The sequence below is a fragment of the Phytoactinopolyspora mesophila genome (assembly GCF_010122465.1).
GTDB lineage: Bacteria > Actinomycetota > Actinomycetes > Jiangellales > Jiangellaceae > Phytoactinopolyspora > Phytoactinopolyspora mesophila.
The window spans coordinates 58,780-75,065 of the sequence record NZ_WLZY01000002.1 but is presented as its reverse complement, the minus strand read 5'-3'; the positions used below and the strand labels follow the sequence as shown (position 1 = coordinate 75,065).

15 protein-coding genes are annotated in these 16,286 nt (G+C 67.0%); 9 read left to right on the top strand and 6 right to left on the bottom strand.

The window, feature by feature from the left end:
- Positions 1–195: 195 nt before the first annotated feature.
- From hemW to F7O44_RS06575, 3 genes are all read right to left on the bottom strand, one after another.
- Positions 196–1,437 carry a radical SAM family heme chaperone HemW gene (gene hemW / locus F7O44_RS06585; RefSeq protein WP_162449449.1) on the bottom strand — a complete coding sequence of 414 codons (1,242 nt, stop codon included), beginning with the start codon at positions 1,435–1,437 and terminating at the stop codon, positions 196–198.
- Positions 1,438–1,627: 190 nt separating this feature from the next.
- Positions 1,628–1,987, bottom strand: coding sequence for a hypothetical protein (locus F7O44_RS06580; protein ID WP_222851133.1), 360 nt, complete (start codon positions 1,985–1,987; stop codon positions 1,628–1,630).
- Between the two features lie 102 nt (positions 1,988–2,089).
- A complete protein-coding gene (locus tag F7O44_RS06575) occupies positions 2,090–3,913 on the bottom strand; it encodes an AMP-dependent synthetase/ligase (RefSeq protein WP_162449448.1) in 1,824 nt (607 codons plus the stop codon).
- A gap of 465 nt (positions 3,914–4,378) precedes the next feature.
- Here F7O44_RS06575 and F7O44_RS06570 point away from each other — a divergent pair, with 465 nt between their 5' ends.
- The 6 genes from F7O44_RS06570 to F7O44_RS06545 are packed head-to-tail and all read left to right on the top strand — an operon-like array spanning position 4,379 to position 9,226.
- Positions 4,379–5,224, top strand: coding sequence for a CoA transferase subunit A (locus F7O44_RS06570; protein WP_162449447.1), 846 nt, complete (start codon positions 4,379–4,381; stop codon positions 5,222–5,224).
- Positions 5,221–6,021, top strand: coding sequence for a CoA-transferase subunit beta (locus F7O44_RS06565; protein WP_162449446.1), 801 nt, complete (start codon positions 5,221–5,223; stop codon positions 6,019–6,021). Before F7O44_RS06570 ends, F7O44_RS06565 begins: the two co-directional genes overlap by 4 nt.
- A complete protein-coding gene (gene pcaB / locus F7O44_RS06560; protein ID WP_162449445.1) occupies positions 6,018–7,214 on the top strand; it encodes a 3-carboxy-cis,cis-muconate cycloisomerase in 1,197 nt (398 codons plus the stop codon). Before F7O44_RS06565 ends, pcaB begins: the two co-directional genes overlap by 4 nt.
- Positions 7,211–7,975 (top strand): 3-oxoadipate enol-lactonase, encoded by a 765-nt coding sequence (pcaD, locus tag F7O44_RS06555; RefSeq protein ID WP_162449444.1) that lies wholly within the window; start codon positions 7,211–7,213, stop codon positions 7,973–7,975. The genes pcaB and pcaD overlap by 4 nt, the downstream gene beginning before the upstream one ends.
- On the top strand, positions 7,972–8,403 hold the full coding sequence (pcaC, locus tag F7O44_RS06550) for a 4-carboxymuconolactone decarboxylase (RefSeq protein ID WP_162449443.1): 432 nt from the start codon (positions 7,972–7,974) through the stop codon (positions 8,401–8,403). Before pcaD ends, pcaC begins: the two co-directional genes overlap by 4 nt.
- Positions 8,404–8,407: 4 nt before the next feature.
- Positions 8,408–9,226 (top strand): IclR family transcriptional regulator domain-containing protein, encoded by an 819-nt coding sequence (locus tag F7O44_RS06545; protein ID WP_162449442.1) that lies wholly within the window; start codon positions 8,408–8,410, stop codon positions 9,224–9,226.
- Positions 9,227–9,322: 96 nt separating this feature from the next.
- Here F7O44_RS06545 and F7O44_RS06540 read toward each other — a convergent pair whose 3' ends face one another.
- Positions 9,323–10,579 carry a phospholipase D-like domain-containing protein gene (locus F7O44_RS06540; RefSeq protein WP_162449441.1) on the bottom strand — a complete coding sequence of 419 codons (1,257 nt, stop codon included), beginning with the start codon at positions 10,577–10,579 and terminating at the stop codon, positions 9,323–9,325.
- A gap of 91 nt (positions 10,580–10,670) precedes the next feature.
- Positions 10,671–11,279: a helix-turn-helix domain-containing protein gene (locus tag F7O44_RS06535; protein WP_187361159.1), complete on the bottom strand. Its 609-nt coding sequence runs from the start codon at positions 11,277–11,279 to the stop codon at positions 10,671–10,673.
- A 232-nt stretch (positions 11,280–11,511) separates the two neighbouring features.
- On the opposite strand from F7O44_RS06535, the gene F7O44_RS06530 reads away from it, so the two are divergent.
- From F7O44_RS06530 to F7O44_RS06520, 3 genes are read left to right on the top strand one after another with little or no spacing between them, the layout of a single operon-like run.
- A complete protein-coding gene (locus F7O44_RS06530; RefSeq protein ID WP_162449439.1) occupies positions 11,512–12,795 on the top strand; it encodes an amidohydrolase family protein in 1,284 nt (427 codons plus the stop codon).
- Entirely contained in the window at positions 12,792–13,118 is a 327-nt protein-coding gene (locus F7O44_RS06525; protein ID WP_162449438.1) for a TIGR04076 family protein, read from the top strand. Before F7O44_RS06530 ends, F7O44_RS06525 begins: the two co-directional genes overlap by 4 nt.
- Positions 13,115–14,104, top strand: coding sequence for an LLM class flavin-dependent oxidoreductase (locus F7O44_RS06520; RefSeq protein WP_162449437.1), 990 nt, complete (start codon positions 13,115–13,117; stop codon positions 14,102–14,104). Before F7O44_RS06525 ends, F7O44_RS06520 begins: the two co-directional genes overlap by 4 nt.
- A gap of 138 nt (positions 14,105–14,242) precedes the next feature.
- Here the strand turns inward: F7O44_RS06520 and lepA are convergent, their stop codons facing one another.
- Positions 14,243–16,105 carry a translation elongation factor 4 gene (gene lepA / locus F7O44_RS06515; RefSeq protein WP_174255890.1) on the bottom strand — a complete coding sequence of 621 codons (1,863 nt, stop codon included), beginning with the start codon at positions 16,103–16,105 and terminating at the stop codon, positions 14,243–14,245.
- Between the last annotated feature and the right edge of the window lie 181 nt (positions 16,106–16,286).

Sequence of the window (16,286 nt, the reverse complement as noted above, 5' to 3'; positions counted from 1 at the left end):
CGGTGCCCGGGGGCCCCCCCCCCCCCCCCCCCCCCCCCTCCCCCCCCCCCCCCCCCCCCCCAACTCCCCCAACTCCCCCAACTCCCCCGTTGATCATGGGCAGGTGACGCCTATTGGGCGTCGAATAGGTGTCAGGTGCCCATGATCAACGGGAAGGGGGCCGGGGTCGGCTGATGGCGCCGGGCTGGTGCGAAGTCAGCCGAGGAGGCTGTGGACCACGCCGTCAGCCAGGAGCCGTCCCCGGCGGGTCAAGACGACGCGGCCAGCGCTCAGTGCATCGGCGTCGGCTAAGCCTTCGTCCACTGCACGGCGCGCCGCGTCGCGGCCGTCGTCGTCCAGCACCGCCACGTCGAGCCCGTCGCTCAGCCGTACCTCGAGCAGGACCCGTTCCACTCGACGCGTCTCGGCGTCGAGCACCTCGCGGGCATAGGCCGGACTCCCCCCACCAGCTAGCCGTTGTGCCCACGCGGCCGGGTGCTTCACGTTCCACCACCGAGTGCCACCGACGTGGCTGTGCGCGCCCGGCCCGGCGCCCCACCAGTTGGCCCCCGTCCAGTAGAGCTGATTGTGAGCGCATCGGCCGTCCAGGGAGGTCGCCCAGTTGGAGACCTCGTACCACTGATAGCCGGCGTCGGTCAGGAGCTCGTCGGCCACAACGTACTTGTCCGCCTGATCGTCGTCGTCCGGTGTTGGTAGCTCTCCACGCTTCATCCGGGCCGCCAACCGGGTGCCTTCCTCCACGATCAGCGCGTACGCGCTCACATGATCCGGCCCGGCCGCGATCGCGGCGTCCAGGCTCACCCGCCAGTCCTGCAGGCTCTCCCCCGGCGTGCCGTAGATCAGATCGAGGCTGACGTGCTCGAACCCCTCCGCTTTGGCCTCGGCCACTGCCTTCTCAGACCGGCCCGGTGTGTGCACCCGATCCAAAACTTCGAGGACGTGGGGACGGGCGCTCTGCATGCCGAGGGAAACCCTGGTGAATCCGGCCGCCCTCAGCCGCGCGAATGTCTCCGGCGATACCGTGTCCGGATTTGCCTCCGTGGTCACCTCCGCACCGGCGACGAGTCCGAACTCACCGTCGATGGCCTCCAACGCGCGGCCGAGCTCGCCGGGCGGCAGCAGCGTCGGTGTTCCACCGCCGACGAAGACGGTCGAGACCGGCAGGTCGGTGTCGCCCAGCACCCGCCGCGCCAGCTGAATCTCCGCCACCGCGCCGTCCGCCCACGAGGCACGCGAGGCGCCGGGGAGGTCGCCCAGCTCGTCGGCGGTATAGGTGTTGAAATCGCAATATCCGCAGCGTGTGGTGCAAAAGGGCACGTGCAGGTAGAAGCCGAACGGGACCGGCCGGCCTTGATCATCGTGTAGACCAGCCAGCGCCGACGACGGCAGCGCACCATCAGTCGGAGCCGGCTCGCCGTCCGGCAGTGTCGAAGGCATGCCCCTATTCTCCCCCGGAACCGGCTGCCTTCCGGTGCCTCAGACGGCCAGCCGGGAGATTGCCGGGCGGGCACCCTCTTGATCATTGTCCTTTTGTGGGCGTCCCAGCACCCACCAAAGGACAATGATCATGGCAACGGGCGGCCGACGGTCGAGGGCCAGTCGGCGTCATATATATAAGGCGTCGCTACTACCTGTGTCGTGTCCTCGTAGACGATCCGCCCGGGTGATCCGTGCGAAGCTCGACCCACGGCACGTCGTACCGATCGAGCAGATCAAGATATCCACGGCACATCGCGATCAGAGCAGTCGCGTCAGTCTTGAACCACGACACCGCACCCGGATTCAGATCGCGGTCGTAACAGCTCGGGTCGACGGTGCTCGGATCGGTCCAGGTGGCTTCACCGTGCGCATTGGTCACTTGCCACCACTGGTGGTCTGACGAGCTCAGTGTTCCGGCATAAGCCAACCCGTTCGCCAGCGCGAACACACCCGGGAACACACCACGCCGATTCGGTACGGCGCTCTGAAAACGGAGAAATTTGGGCATCAGCCGACCTGACCCGGCGCACCGATCATCATCACCTCCGCATATGTCAGCTGGATGGGTCACGGCGTTGACGCCATCACCCATCCAGCCGACAAACAGGGGCTACGTGTACATGCTGTCGAGGACATCCATGTAACGCTTCTCGACGGCCTTGCGCTTGACCTTCATGCTCGGGGTGAGATCGCCGCTCTCGATCGTGAGGTCGTGCGGGAGGATCTCGAAGTTCTTGATCGTCTCCCACCGGTCGAGTCGTGCGTTGAGCTGATCGATGTGGCCCTGGACCATCTCGCGGACCTTCGGGTGTTTGGTCAGGTCCTCATAGGCCAGCTCACCGAGGTCGTTGTGCTTCGCCCAATCCCCGATCGCCTCCGGGTCCAACGTGACCAGCGCGGTGCAGTAGTTCCGGCCGTCGCCGTGCACGACGATCTGGCTGGCGTACGGGCTGACCGCCTTGAAGATCACCTCGATCTTGAGCGGGGCGATGTACTTGCCACCGGAGGTTTTGATCAGGTCCTTCTTGCGGTCGGTGATCCGCAGGAAGCCGTCTTCCAGCTCACCGATATCACCGGTGCGGAACCAGCCGTCCTCAGTGAACGACTCAGCACTGATCTCCGGCAGGTTGTGGTAGCCACGCATGATGGCCGCGCCGCGGACCAACACTTCGCCGTCGTCGGCGATCTTCACCTCGGTGCCGGGCAGCGGCGGGCCGACGGTGCCGAATCGGTAACTGTGCGGGAGATTGACGAAGATCGCCGCGCTCGTCTCGGTGAGGCCGTAACCCTCGAGGATGAGCATGTCCGCGGCATGGAACCACTCGGCGACATCCTTCGAGAGCTTCGCCGAACCGCTGATGAAGAACCGGATCCGGCCGCCCATCCGCGCCTTGATCTTCGAGAAGACGAGTTTGTCGGCCAGCCCGTGCTGGAACGCGAGCAGGCCGCTCGGCTCCTTGCCGTCCTGACGCAGCGCCGACACCTTGTATCCGACGCCGAAGGCCCAGTCGAAGATCTTCTTCTTCGCGCCGCCTTCTTCCTCGACACCGGTGGTGACCTTGGCGCGCACCTTCTCGTAGATGCGTGGCGCACCGGCCATAAAGGTCGGCTGCACGACGCCGAGATTGTCGACGATGCGGTCGAGGTCGCCGTCGACAGCCGTGGCGAATCCGACCCGAAGCTGAATGGCCTCGAGTGTCTTGCCGAAGACATGCGACAACGGCAGCCAGAGATACTGCAGGTCGTCCACCGAGAGGATGTTCAGCACGTCCGCCGCGACGCCCTCGTACACCCAGTTGTCATTGACCAGGAGCACACCCTTGGGCCGGCCACCGGTGCCGGAGGTGTACACCAGGGTGGCCAACGTCTCTGGCCCGACCTTCTCGAGGGCGTCGTCGACCGCGGTGGGGTTCTGCTCCAGCAGTTCCCGGCCCAGCTCCTCCAGCTGGGCGAGGGTGATGACGGCGTCGTCATCACTATCACCGTCGATGACGACGATCTTGGTCATCGACGGAAGATCATCCCGATGTTCGAGGATCTTCTGGACCTGTTCGCTGTCCTCAGCGATAGCGATCTTGGTGTCGGAGTCGGACAAGATGTGGGAGACGTCGTCCGGATTGGTTGAAGGGTAGACCGTGGTGGTGGCTGCCCCAATGCTGTTGATCGCCAGATCAGCCAAGATCCACTCCACCCGGGTGGACGCGGCGATGGAAACGCGTTCTTCGTAATCGACGCCGAGGGAGATGAGGCCCGCGCCGATCCGCCAGACACGATCCTTCGTCTGCTTCCACGTGAGCGAAGACCAGCCGCCGCCAGCCGGATATCGATACGCCTCACGATCAGGCGTGGCTTCGACACGATCAAGGAACATCCGTCCTATGGACGGCGGACGGTCTTTGACGAGTTCGGCGAGGTCTGTTGCGCCGGCAGTCATACATCCTCCAAGGCCACCAATGGTCGGCCGCGTCGTCTGGGCCCGGTGGTGGAAGATTACGACGTCATTGCGTCCAGCGACAGCCCGCGTCGCCGAGTTGTAGCAATTTCGTTCGATTTTCGCCTTCAACGCCCCGGGCGAGCTGATGGCGCGACGCGACGTCGCCAGAACGGATATCCCGCAAGCGCCGGCTGGCCGGTGGCGATCGCCTGACCTGTCGCCATCCCGATCGCTGACCCCTCGTGCAATGCCAGCACGAAATGGAGGTCGTCCGGCAGGCCGGCCAGAACGAGATCACCTGTGTGCGCACAGAACAGCTTTGTGCAGGGAGAGTCAACCGGCACATGAGCGCTCCGCGGCACACCCGCACGCAATGTCCAACCGCCGAATCGACCACCCAAGGACTGCTGTTCGCCTTATGTACTATCGTTCGCATAACGCACATCGCTGATTGGAGAGTGATCCGTGGCAGAGGTGGTCCCACTCCGGCACGCAGTCGCAGAGTTGGTGCGCGACGGCCACAGTGTCGCGCTCGAAGGCTTCACCCACCTGATCCCTTACGCGGCGGCGCACGAGATCATCCGTCAGCGGCGGCGAGACCTCACGCTGATCCGCATGACGCCGGATCTGCTTTACGACCAGATGATCGGCATGGGCTGCGCACGCGCGCTGGTCTTCTCCTGGGGTGGCAACCCAGGCGTCGGCTCGTTGCACCGATTCCGAGACGCCGTGGAGAACCGGTGGCCCCATGAACTCGCTCTCGAAGAGCACAGTCATGCCGGCATGGTCAACCGGTATGTCGCCGGCGCGAGCGGGCTGCCGTTCGCGGTTCTACGCGGCTATCGGGGCACCGACCTGCCTTCCGTGACGCCGACAATCAAACCGATCACCTGTCCGTTCACCGGCGAAGAACTCACCGCCGTGCCCGCCCTGAACCCCGACGTCGCCGTAGTGCACGCGCAGCGCGCCGACCGCCGGGGCAACGTCCAGCTCTGGGGCATCACGGGGGCCCAGAAGGAAGCTGTCCTGGCCGCGAGCCATGCACTCGCCACGGTCGAAGAGATCGTCGACGAACTCCCCCCACAGGCGGGCAGCATCCTGCTGCCCTCTTGGGCCCTCGATTATGTCGCCCCGGTGCCGGGCGGCGCCCACCCGTCGTACGCTCTCGGGTATTCCGAGCGGGACAACAACTTCTATGTCGCATGGGACTCGATCAGCAGAGACCGCCACACATTCCTGGCCTGGATGGAGGACAACGTGCTCAGCACCGAAGCTCCTGAGCCCGCTCTGAACAACGGAGCCCAGCCATGAGCGGCGCCCAGGCCTACACCGCCGACGAGATGATGACCATCGCCGCAGCCAGGATGTTGAGTGGCGCGCGCTCCTGCTTCGTCGGCATCGGACTGCCGAGCACCGCTGCCAACCTCGCCCGCGCCCTGCACACACCCGGCATCGTGCTGATCTACGAGTCCGGGACCATCGGCGCGAAGCCGGCCACCCCGCCGTTATCCATCGGTGACGGCGAGCTCGCCGAGACGGCGGACACCGTCGTCAGCGTGCCGGAGATCTTCAACTATTGGCTACAGCCGGGCCGAATCGACGTCGGCTTCCTGGGCGCCGCCCAGATCGACCGGCTCGCGAACATCAACACCACCACCATCGGTGGCGCCTACACATCACCAAAAGTCCGCCTCCCCGGCGCCGGCGGTGCCCCGGAGATCGCCGCATCATGCCGCGAGGTGATCGTGGTCCTGCGTCAGACGCCCCGCTCCTTCGTCGACCAGGTCGATTTCGTCACATCCATGGGCTACGGAACCGGCGCGGGCCACCGGGAGCGCCTCGGGCTGCGTGGCGCCGGCCCGAAGACCGTCATCACCGACATCGGCATCCTCGAACCGGATCCCACGACGTGTGAGCTGACACTCTTCCATCTGCATCCCGGCAGCAGTCTCGATCAGGCCCGGGAAGCCACCGGCTGGCCGCTACAGATATCTCCCGAACTGCGCGAGACCGCCCCGCCGAGCGCACAAGAACTGGAGATACTGCGCGCCTTCGGGCGCACGGCACCCTCGACCACCCCCCGTCGTTCCGAGCGGAGCCGGATGTGACTTCTTCTCCACACACAGGCTCGATCTTCGGTGCCGTGTTCGCGCGCGGCGGTGCCGCGCGGGAGGTCACCGATCGAGCGTGGCTGCACGCCATGGTGGAGTTCGAAGCCGCGCTGGCCGGCGTTCAGGCACGCGCCGGCATCATTCCCGACGACGCCGCCCAGGCCATCGCCGGTGCCTGCCAGCGCCCACTGGATGCCGCAGCGGCGACGGCCGGCTCGTCGGCCACCGGAACGCCGGTCGCCGGGGTCGTCGCCCAGCTACGCGAATACACCGGCGCGCCGCACGCCCAGTACGTCCACTACGGTGCCACCAGCCAGGACGTCATGGACTCAGCGGCCATGCTGGTCACCAAACGGGCGCTGGTGCCCATCCGCGCCGACCTGGCCGATGTGGCCGACACATGCGCCACGCTGGCTGAAGAGCACCGTGACACCGTGATGGCCGGCCGCACCCTGCTGCAGCAAGCAGTCACCATCACCTTCGGCCTGAAGGCGGCCCGCTGGATGAGCGGCGTCGACACCGCGATCGACCGGCTGGACAGCCTGCACCACAGCGCGCTGGCGGTCCAGTACGGCGGTGCCGCCGGAACGCTCTGCACGCTCGACGATCGCGGGCCGGAGGTGACGCGGGCGCTGGCCGAGCGGCTCAGGCTGGCTACGCCGGAGCTTGCGTGGCACTCGGACCGGACCCGGATCGCCGACATCGCCGGCGCGCTGGGAATCGCGTCGGGCAGCTGCGCCAAAATCGCCACGGACATCAGACTGCTCGCCCAGACCGAAGTCGCCGAGGCGAGCGAGGCCCCACCGGCCGGCGACGACTCGCGTGCCGGCACCGGCGGCATTACCCGCGGAGGGTCCACGGCGATGCCGCACAAACGCAACCCCGTGGCCGCCGTCGCTGCTGGTGCGTGCGCACAGCGCACACCCGCGCTCGTCGCCACTCTCCTGGGTTCGATGGCCGGCGAACACGAGCGGGCGGCCGGAGCCTGGCACACGGAGTGGGAGACGCTCAGCGATCTGCTACGCCTCACCAGCAGCGCAGCCAGCTGGTTACTGGAGTCGCTGCGCAGCCTGACCGTGTTCCCGGATCGGATGCTGACGAACCTGGCAGCGCCCCTGCGCGGCGGCTCGCTCGGATCGGCCGGCGCCGATGTGGACCGTGCGCTACGCCGTCATCGAGGCCACGGATGATCCCGCACTACGAGGTCACCGGCCCTCCGGGCGCGCCCGTCGTCGTGCTCAGCAGTTCATTGGGCACCACACTCGACATGTGGCAGCCACAACTCGGCACGCTCGAGCGGCACTTCCGCGTGGTGCGCTACGACCACCGTGGACACGGACGCTCGGCGGTGCCGCCCGGCCCGTATCGCATCGCCGACTTAGGCGAAGACGTCGTCGAACTCCTGGACCACCTCGGCCTGTCCCGCGTCGGCTTCGCCGGGATCTCGCTCGGTGGCATGACGGGGATCTGGCTGGCCGCGAACGCTCCCGACCGGGTCCAGCGGCTTGCCCTGTTATGCACGTCGGCCAAGCTCGGCACCCCGGAGTACTGGGACCAGCGGGCGGCGGCTGTCGCCGGGGGCGGCTGCGCGGCGATCGCCGGCACCGTCGCGGCCCGCTGGTTCACCCCCGGATTCCACCTTCGTGAGCCGGGCATCGTCCAGCGCTACACCGACATGCTGGCAGCCACGCCGGCCGCCGGCTATGCCGCCTGTTGCGCGGCGATTGCCACCATGGATCTCCGGCCCGAGCTGTCTCGGATCAACGCGCAGGCACTGGTGGTCGCCGGCGCCGACGACCACGCCACCCCACCCGAGCATGCCCGGCAGATCGCCGCCGGCGCGCCGGACGCGCACGTACAAGTGATCCCGCACGCCGCCCACCTCGCCAGCGTCGAACAACCGGACACCGTCGCCGCGCTGCTCCTCCGACACTTCCAAGGAGAGTCATGACCGATTCCCCACCGCCGGAGACCTCCCCCGGCGAGCGGACCCGGCGGGCCGTCCTCGGTGATGCCCACGTCGACCGGGCACAAGATCAGACGACGACGTTCACCGCGGACTTCCAGGAGTTCATCACTCGCTACGCATGGGGCGACGTCTGGTCGAGACCGGGGCTCGAGCGGCACACCCGCCGGCTGCTCACCATCGCCGTCCTCACCGCCCTACAGAACGAGCACGAGCTGGTGATGCATGTGCGGGCCGCCCTGGCCGACGACGTCACCCCCGAGGAGATCAAGGAGGTCCTGCTACACACCGCTATCTACGCCGGCTTGCCGGTAGCCAACCGGGCTTTCGCCCTTGCCGGCGAGCTCATCCCGGACGAGTCCCGCGGTGGTGAGAACCAGAGAGCCAGTACGCTCGACTCCGAACGGGGGTGACATCGTGACCGAACACATCGAACGCGGTTCCGACCACGTTCAATCGCTGGCCCGCGGCCTGGCGGTGATCCGGGCCTTCGACGCAGCACACCCCCAGCTGACCCTCAGCGAGGTGGCCCGCGAGACCGGGTTGACCCGTGCGGCAGCGCGCCGCTTCCTGCACACCTTGGTCGACCTCGGATATGTGCGCACCGACGGCCGGCTGTTCGCCCTCACCCCACGCGTGCTCGAACTCGGCTACTCCTATCTGTCCAGCCTGACGCTGCCCGAGGTCGCGCAGCCCCATCTGGAACGTCTCGTGGCCGACGTCCAGGAGTCCGCCTCCGTCGCCGTCCTCGACGACACCGATGTGGTGTACGTCGCCAGGGTCGCCACTTCGCGCATCATGCGCGTGACGATCAACATCGGCACCCGGTTCCCGGCACATGCCACCTCCATGGGACGCGTGCTGCTGGCCGGGCTACCAAAGGCCGAACTGGACGAATACCTCAACCGCGCCGAGCTTCGAAAGTACACCTCGCACACCATCACCGCCCCCGCCTCGCTGCGCACCGAACTCGACCGGGTCCGGGCCCAGGGCTGGGCATACGTCGACCAGGAGCTCGAGGAGGGGTTGCGCTCGATCGCCGCTCCTATCCGCAACTCCGCAGGTCATGTCGTGGCCGCCGTCAACATGTCTTCACACGCCAGCCGAACCTCGATGGACTCGGCCCGGCGCGATCTGCTGCCCGCGCTGCTGGCGACAGCCGCGCGGATCGAGACCGACCTGGTCGCGACGTCAGCGGTCCACAACGAGCCTGCCGCTTTCCCTCACGCTCGCTGACCCTTCTCATCGCGGTCACGGGGGTGCCCTCCGAACACAGTGGTGGGTGTCCTTCCCCGTGCGTCGTCGCCGGGGGGACACCCACCACCAAGGCGATCAGGGCTGGACGGCGTCGACCATCTCCGCGAAGTTGGAGACGTATTGGTCGTAGATCGCCCCGGAATTCATCCGCAGCAACACTTCATCGTTGTTGCGCAGGGACGTCTCGTTGTAGTTGGGACTGCCGGCGAAGACCCAGCGGGCGTCGTCGTCGCCGTCGTAACCGCCCTCGATCAGCATGTACTTCGAGTGGATGCGCCCTGGCAGCTCGCCACCCTGGTCAAGCGCGTACAACTCGACGCCGGGTGTGGCCGCCAGCAGATTCCGGACCGGGGCATTGATGACGCCGTGGACCACCTCTATCGAACATCCCTCTCCGGCTAGTTCAGCCAGCCGGTCCGCGATGGCGATGCGATACGTGCTCCACTCGGACATCCCGATCCGGATCGTTGTCTCGCCGGTGGCACCACCCGCGCATTCGACCGGCTCCAGGAGTTCGACGATGGTGTCCGTGCTCGCATCGTCTCCGGCACGGGGGAAGAAGTGGGCGTGCACCGCACCGTCACGCGATCCCGTGGTGACGGTGCGGTAGTAGTCGGTGTCCTTGGTCTCGTCCGCCAGATCGACGAAGTAGTCGAGGTGCGCGCCGTAGAGGCGTTTGTTCCCCACGAGCGTGACCGCGGCGTTCCAGTACGTGGTGGAATTCAGGTCCGTCAGATTGGCCGAGGAGTTCACCACGACGTTCTTGGCACCCCCGGTCTCGGAGAACAGGTAGAACTTGTTGTGCATGCCCTTGTTGCCGATGCAAGCGGCCGTTCCACCCACCACCGGGCCCGTGCAGAGGTGGATCCACGAATCCGCCGAACGGTCCGTGCCCAGCTCGTCGATCAGGGCGTCCACGGCCGCGTTCTCGTTGCGGAAACCGCCGTCGAGAACCACTTGAACGTCCACACCGCGCCGGTGCGCGGCGATCAACGCCTCGGCGAAATCCGCACCGGATTCTCCCGAGACGACGAACACCGCCGCGTGGATCCGTGAGCCGGCCGGGGCCTGATGGATGAGGTCACAGATTCGAGCGACGATCGTCGCCGGCTCTCCCTCCGCGGGGTTGTTGAAGACCGCTTCGCTACGCACCGGCTGTTCGGCCGCATCCATGCACGGCGTCGCGGCCGCGGAAGACACACCTGGGCCCGGGTGTCCGGCCGCCCCTTCCGCTCCCCCGGTAGTGGCGCTGCCTATCGGCGCGGACATGACCAGTGCGGATGTAAGGATGGCAGCCAGCACGCCCGGCACTAGCGCAGACCTTTTCAGCATCGGTTCTCCCTCCTGTACGGATGAGCAACCGACGCTAGGGCGCGCTGGACGCCACGACTACGGGGTTTCGCCTCCTGCAACCGCCCCGACGTCACGGGGTAGGCGGCGTCACCGCAATGATCAGTCGGGCCGGCTGGTTGGTGTCGTTGAGGTAGCGGTGTGGCAGCCGGGAGTCAAAGGTGATCGACTCCCCGCGGGTGATCTCGTAGCTCATGCCACCCACCTCGGCGGTCACCGTCCCCTCGAAAACGAGCGCACATTCGGTGGATGGGTGCCCTCTCGGCTCGGCCGAGCTCGCCTCGCCGGGAGCGATCAGCGCCTCGAGCACCTCGAGGTCGCCCCGGCCCGGCGTGTGCCGCTCGTAGGCCACCTCTCCTGCCGGAGCGCTCAAGCGCGCCCGGCGCCCCGGCCGGCTGACGTGTACTTCCGGCGCGTCCGGCTCGGCGAACAGACTGGCGATGGACTCGTCGAACACCTCGGCGAGCTTGCGCAACGTGGCCAGACTGGGGTCCGTCGTGCCCTTCTCGATCTGGCTGAGCAGGGCCGGCGACACACTCGCCGCGGCTGCGAGCTGCCGCAACGACAGATCATTGCGGCGTCTCAGATCACGGAGACGATCTCCTAACACGTGCACTCCCGATGAGCAGATGTTCGGCGATGGTTGACCAAGTACACCACGCCGTCTAGGGTGACTGAACATTTAGCTCACTTGTACGTTCACACTAGACAACCAGACACGTGAGCGGCCGAAGCCCTCGACAGCCGCGTCGCACTCGGGGCCGCCTCGCCGACCCACCCGACCGACGTCGTCTGCTGGATCCACGCCCCGCCGGAGGCCACTCCGGGAGACGATGTCACGACGGTCGGCGAACCGGGTCCGTTGTCCCGAGGTCCGACCGGCCCGACGCGCAGCACAACAGCAGGGAGCCGACATGATCGCCACACCACGAGAGACCGTGCTGGTGAACTGCACCGTCTTCGACGCTGTCGCAGGTTCCGCCCGGGCTGATCATGCCGTATGGATCGGCGCTGACGGCCGCTTCCGTGCCGTGGGTACCGCCGACGAGGTGCTGCCCGAAGCCCGGCTCACCGGCGCCGGAATCGTCGACCTGGCCGGCGGGTACGTCGCGCCCGGGCTGGCGAACATGCACGTGCACCTCAGCCTCGGCCTGCCCGGGCACCTCGGTGATGCCGTGCATCGTGCCAACCTGGCGGAGCTCACACTGCTCATGGCCGATTCCGCTCGCCGGAGCCTGCACGCTGGTGTCACGACGGCCCGGCTTGTTGGGGAGAGCCGCGGCGCCGACTTCGCGCTGCGCAAGGGCATCGAGAACGGCGCGGTCGACGGACCCCGGATCTTCACCGCGGGCCAGGCGCTCTGCTGCACCGGCGGGCACGGCTGGGACGCCGACGCGCTGGAAGCCGACGGCGCCGACGGGTTCCGGCGCGCGACACGGCTGCAGATCCGCGGCGGAGCCGACCTGATCAAGGTGTGTATCTCCGGCGGCATCGCGGGCGAACATGAGCACATCCACACGCCGCAACTCGCCGATGACGAGATGTCAGCGGTCATCGACGTCGCACACGACTGGGGCCGTAAGGTCACCGCCCACGCGGGGCCTGCCGACTCGGTGCGCCGCGCTGTCGAGCTGGGGCTCGACTGCGTGGAACACGGTTACGAACTCGATGACGACGTCACCCGGCTGATGGCCGAGCGGGGCGTGTGGTACGTCCCGACCATCGTGGTCAGCCGCTGCCGCGACTTCTTCGAGGCCAGCGGGGTGCCGCGGTGGCTGATGGATCGCGCGCTCGGGGCCGGTCCCCGGCACTGGGAGAGTCTGCAACTGGCGCTACGCAACGGGGTGCCGATCGCCATGGGCACGGACATGCCACCACACGCGGAGTACGACGGCACCACCGCCACGGTCCGCGAACTGGAGTTCATGGTCGAGGCGGGCATGACACCGCTGGACGCGCTGCTCTCCGCGACGATCCGGCCGGCCGATTGGCTCGGGAAGCTGGCCGACCTGGGCAGCATCGATGCCGGCAAACACGCCGACCTCGTCGTCGTCGACGGCGATCCGAGCCGGGACATCTCCGCACTGCGCACCATCCACCTGGTCATGAAGGGCGGCGTCGTATATCGCGACGACCGCGGTCTGAGTAGCACAACCACCGAGCGGGCAGGATTCGCGAACACCGGGAGCACGCCATGAGCAGTGACGATGCCCCGTTCCAGCTGTGCGACCTGCGGGTCGTCGTCGACCGGGTAGAAGGCAGATCCGTCTGCGGCCTTCGAGCCGGAGACTACTTCGACGTGACGAACAGTAGTCAGGTCAGCACCGCCCCGGGCCGGCACTTCTGCCTGTATGCGATGGCCGCTGTCCTCCCCCTGTTGCCGGCCAAACAGCGCAGCCGCGAGCCGAACGACTGGCTCGCCACGGACAACGAGGTCGCCTGCCCGGACCCCGAAGAGCGGCTGATCATGCGGATCGAGCGGGGCGAACCGCGCCATCTCGACGCTTCGGAGCTGACATGAACGCACTGCCCGCGCGGCAGATCACCCTGGGCCTGCAATCGAACAAGACCGGCGTCGAGTACCAGATGCTCGGCGCGCTGGCCGAAGACGTCGGCTTCGACGGAGTGTCGGTCTTCAACGACCTCGGATTTCAACCGCCGCTGTCCGCGTTGCTGGAGATCGCCCGGGTCACCGAGCACATCCGGCTGGGACCCGCCTGCCTCAACCCGTTCCTGCTGCACCCGGTGGAGATCGCCGGGCAGATCGCGGCGTTGGATCTCGCGTCGTCCGGGCGGGCTTACCTCGGCCTGACTCGTGGTGCGTGGCTCGAACGCGTCGGCGTGACCGGTCCACGGCCGGTCCGTGCCCTCTCCGAAGCCGCCGAGATCACACGGCGCCTGCTGCGTGGCGACGACACGGGGTACACCGGGGAGACGTTCCGGCTGGCACCGGGCATGGCACTGAACTACCAGCCGGTCCGCCCCGACGTCGACCTCCTGTTCGGAGTCTGGGGGCCACGCGGGGCCGAGGAGGCGAAGGCTTCAGCCGGCGAGGTGAAGCTGGGCGGCACGGCCAACCCGGACATGGTCCGGCGGATGCGGTCCTGGCTGGCCGGGAGCGGTGTCGGCATCGTCGCCGGCGCCGTGACCGTCGTTGACGAAGACCGTGCGCTCGCCCGCGCCCGGGCGCGCTCCGAGGTGGCGATGTACCTCGATGTCGTCGCGGAACTAGACCACACCGTCGAGCTGCCGGCCGACGTTCTGACCCGGCTACCGGCACTGCTGGCGGCCGGGCGGACCGAGGACGCCGGCCGGCTCGTGCCCGACGATCTGCTGGACCGGTTCTGTTTCTCCGGCACCCCCGACGACGTCGCCGAGCAAGCTGCCCGGGTCATCGAAGCCGGTGCCAGCCGGATCGAGTTCGGCACCCCGCACGGACTCACCGACGGCAAGGGGATCGAGTTGCTGGGCCGCAAGGTCCTACCAGCGCTGAGGAGAAACCTGTGACCGATACACGATCAGGTGGATCGGCCACCGCGGTCGCAGCCCGATACGTCGGTGAGCTCGCTGAATCGGACCCGGCGGCGGCACAAGCGCTGGGCCGGAAGCGCAGGCCTGGCTCCGGGAGGTACGGGCACCCAGCAGCTACTTCTTGCCGGTGGCTTTTCCGCCGCCGGAGTCCGAGGACAGGGCGGCGATGAACGCCTCCTGGGGAACCTCGACGCGACCGACCATCTTCATCCGCTTCTTGCCTTCTTTCTGCCGCTCCAGCAGTTTGCGCTTACGGGTGATGTCGCCGCCGTAGCACTTGGCCAGAACGTCCTTGCGGATGGCGCGGATGTTCTCTCGCGCGATTACCCGCGATCCGATCGCGGCCTGGATAGGCACCTCGAACTGTTGCCGCGGGATGAGCTCTCTCAGCTTGGAGGCCATGGCCACGCCGTATGCGTACGCCTTCTCCTTGTGCACGATGGCACTGAAGGCGTCGACCGGGTCGCCGTGCAGCAGGATGTCCACCTTGACCAGGTCGGACTCGGCCTGCTCGGTGGGCTCGTAGTCGAGGCTGGCGTAGCCACGGGTACGCGATTTGAGCGCGTCGAAGAAGTCGAAGACGATCTCCGCGAGCGGCAGCGTGTAGCGCAGTTCGACGCGGTCCTCGGACAGATAGTCCATGCCCAGCAGCGCTCCACGCCGGGCCTGGCACAGCTCCATGATGGCGCCGACGTAGTCGCTCGGCGCCAGCACCGTGGCCCGCACCATAGGCTCCCAGACCGAGGCGATCTTGCCGTCCGGGAACTCGCTCGGATTGGTGACGACGTGTTGCTCGCCGTCCTCCATGAGGACCTCGTACACCACGTTGGGTGCGGTGGAGATCAGGTCGAGGCCGAACTCGCGCTCGAGGCGCTCGCGGACGATCTCGAGATGGAGCAGACCCAGGAACCCGCAGCGGAACCCGAAGCCGAGCGCGCCTGACGTCTCCGGCTCATAGACCAGTGCGGCGTCGTTGAGCTTCAACTTGTCCAGTGCGTCGCGCAGATCCGGGTAATCCGAACCGTCGAGGGGATACAGCCCGGAGAAGACCATCGGCTTGGGCTCGCGGTATCCGGGCAGGCCTCCACTGGCCGGCTTGGCGGCATCGGTGATGGTGTCGCCGACCTTCGACTGCCGCACGTCTTTCACACCGGTGATCAGATAGCCGACCTCCCCGACGCTCAGGCCGCTGCTGGCCTGCATCTCCGGAGAGATCACCCCGATCTCGAGAAGCTCGTGGGTGGCTTTCGTGGACATCATCAAGATGCGCTCGCGCGGCGTCAGCATGCCGTCGATCACGCGGATATAGGTGACGACGCCGCGATAGGAATCGTAGACGCTGTCGAAGATCATCGCCCTGGCCGGGGCATCGGCCTCACCGGTGGGCGCCGGGACGTCGTCGACGACGCGTTCGAGCAGCTCACGAACCCCGGCGCCGGTCTTGCCGCTGACCCGCAGCACCTCGTCCGGCTCGCAACCGATCAGATGCGCGAGCTCGGCCGCGTATTTGTCCGGCTGCGCCGCCGGCAGGTCGATCTTGTTCAGCACCGGAATGATCTGGAGATCGTTCTCCATGGCCATGTACAGGTTGGCCAGTGTCTGGGCTTCGATACCCTGAGCGGCGTCGACCAGCAGCACGGCCCCTTCGCACGCTGCGAGACTGCGGCTGACCTCATAAGAGAAGTCCACGTGCCCCGGGGTATCGATCAGGTTGAGCACGTGTGCCTGGCCCGCGTGTGCTCCAGACGACGGGGTGAACGGCAGCCGCACCGCCTGACTCTTGATGGTGATGCCGCGCTCACGCTCGATGTCCATGCGGTCGAGATACTGATCACGCATCACGCGTGCTTCGACGACACCGGTCATCTGCAACATCCGGTCCGCCAACGTCGACTTGCCGTGGTCGATATGCGCAATGATGCAGAAATTGCGGATCGACTCAGGTGGCGTCGCGGCCGGCGCTGGAGCGTCAGGCATGGATGGCACGTAGAGATTCCTCGAATGATCTGTACCGGTTGCTTCGGGTCAGTGTCCATCATCCCACGAGAACGGTGCGTCTCTTGCTAAGCCTGGATCCGTGGACCGGCTAGGTACCTAGGTGCTTGAAACTTGGGGCACTGACAAGCCATAGTGATCGCTCAGAGGTCGTGCGGACCGG

Coding starts and splice junctions, on each gene's coding strand:
- pcaD (WP_162449444.1), top strand. CDS start 7,211: ATGATCCCGCACTACGAGGTCACCGGCCCTCCGGGCGCGCCCGTCGTC.
- F7O44_RS06575 (WP_162449448.1), bottom strand. CDS start 3,913: ATGACTGCCGGCGCAACAGACCTCGCCGAACTCGTCAAAGACCGTCCG.
- hemW (WP_162449449.1), bottom strand. CDS start 1,437: ATGCCTTCGACACTGCCGGACGGCGAGCCGGCTCCGACTGATGGTGCG.
- F7O44_RS06535 (WP_187361159.1), bottom strand. CDS start 11,279: ATGTTCAGTCACCCTAGACGGCGTGGTGTACTTGGTCAACCATCGCCG.
- F7O44_RS06565 (WP_162449446.1), top strand. CDS start 5,221: ATGAGCGGCGCCCAGGCCTACACCGCCGACGAGATGATGACCATCGCC.
- F7O44_RS06580 (WP_222851133.1), bottom strand. CDS start 1,987: ATGCCCAAATTTCTCCGTTTTCAGAGCGCCGTACCGAATCGGCGTGGT.
- F7O44_RS06540 (WP_162449441.1), bottom strand. CDS start 10,579: ATGCTGAAAAGGTCTGCGCTAGTGCCGGGCGTGCTGGCTGCCATCCTT.
- F7O44_RS06525 (WP_162449438.1), top strand. CDS start 12,792: ATGAGCAGTGACGATGCCCCGTTCCAGCTGTGCGACCTGCGGGTCGTC.
- pcaC (WP_162449443.1), top strand. CDS start 7,972: ATGACCGATTCCCCACCGCCGGAGACCTCCCCCGGCGAGCGGACCCGG.
- F7O44_RS06530 (WP_162449439.1), top strand. CDS start 11,512: ATGATCGCCACACCACGAGAGACCGTGCTGGTGAACTGCACCGTCTTC.
- lepA (WP_174255890.1), bottom strand. CDS start 16,105: ATGCCTGACGCTCCAGCGCCGGCCGCGACGCCACCTGAGTCGATCCGC.
- F7O44_RS06520 (WP_162449437.1), top strand. CDS start 13,115: ATGAACGCACTGCCCGCGCGGCAGATCACCCTGGGCCTGCAATCGAAC.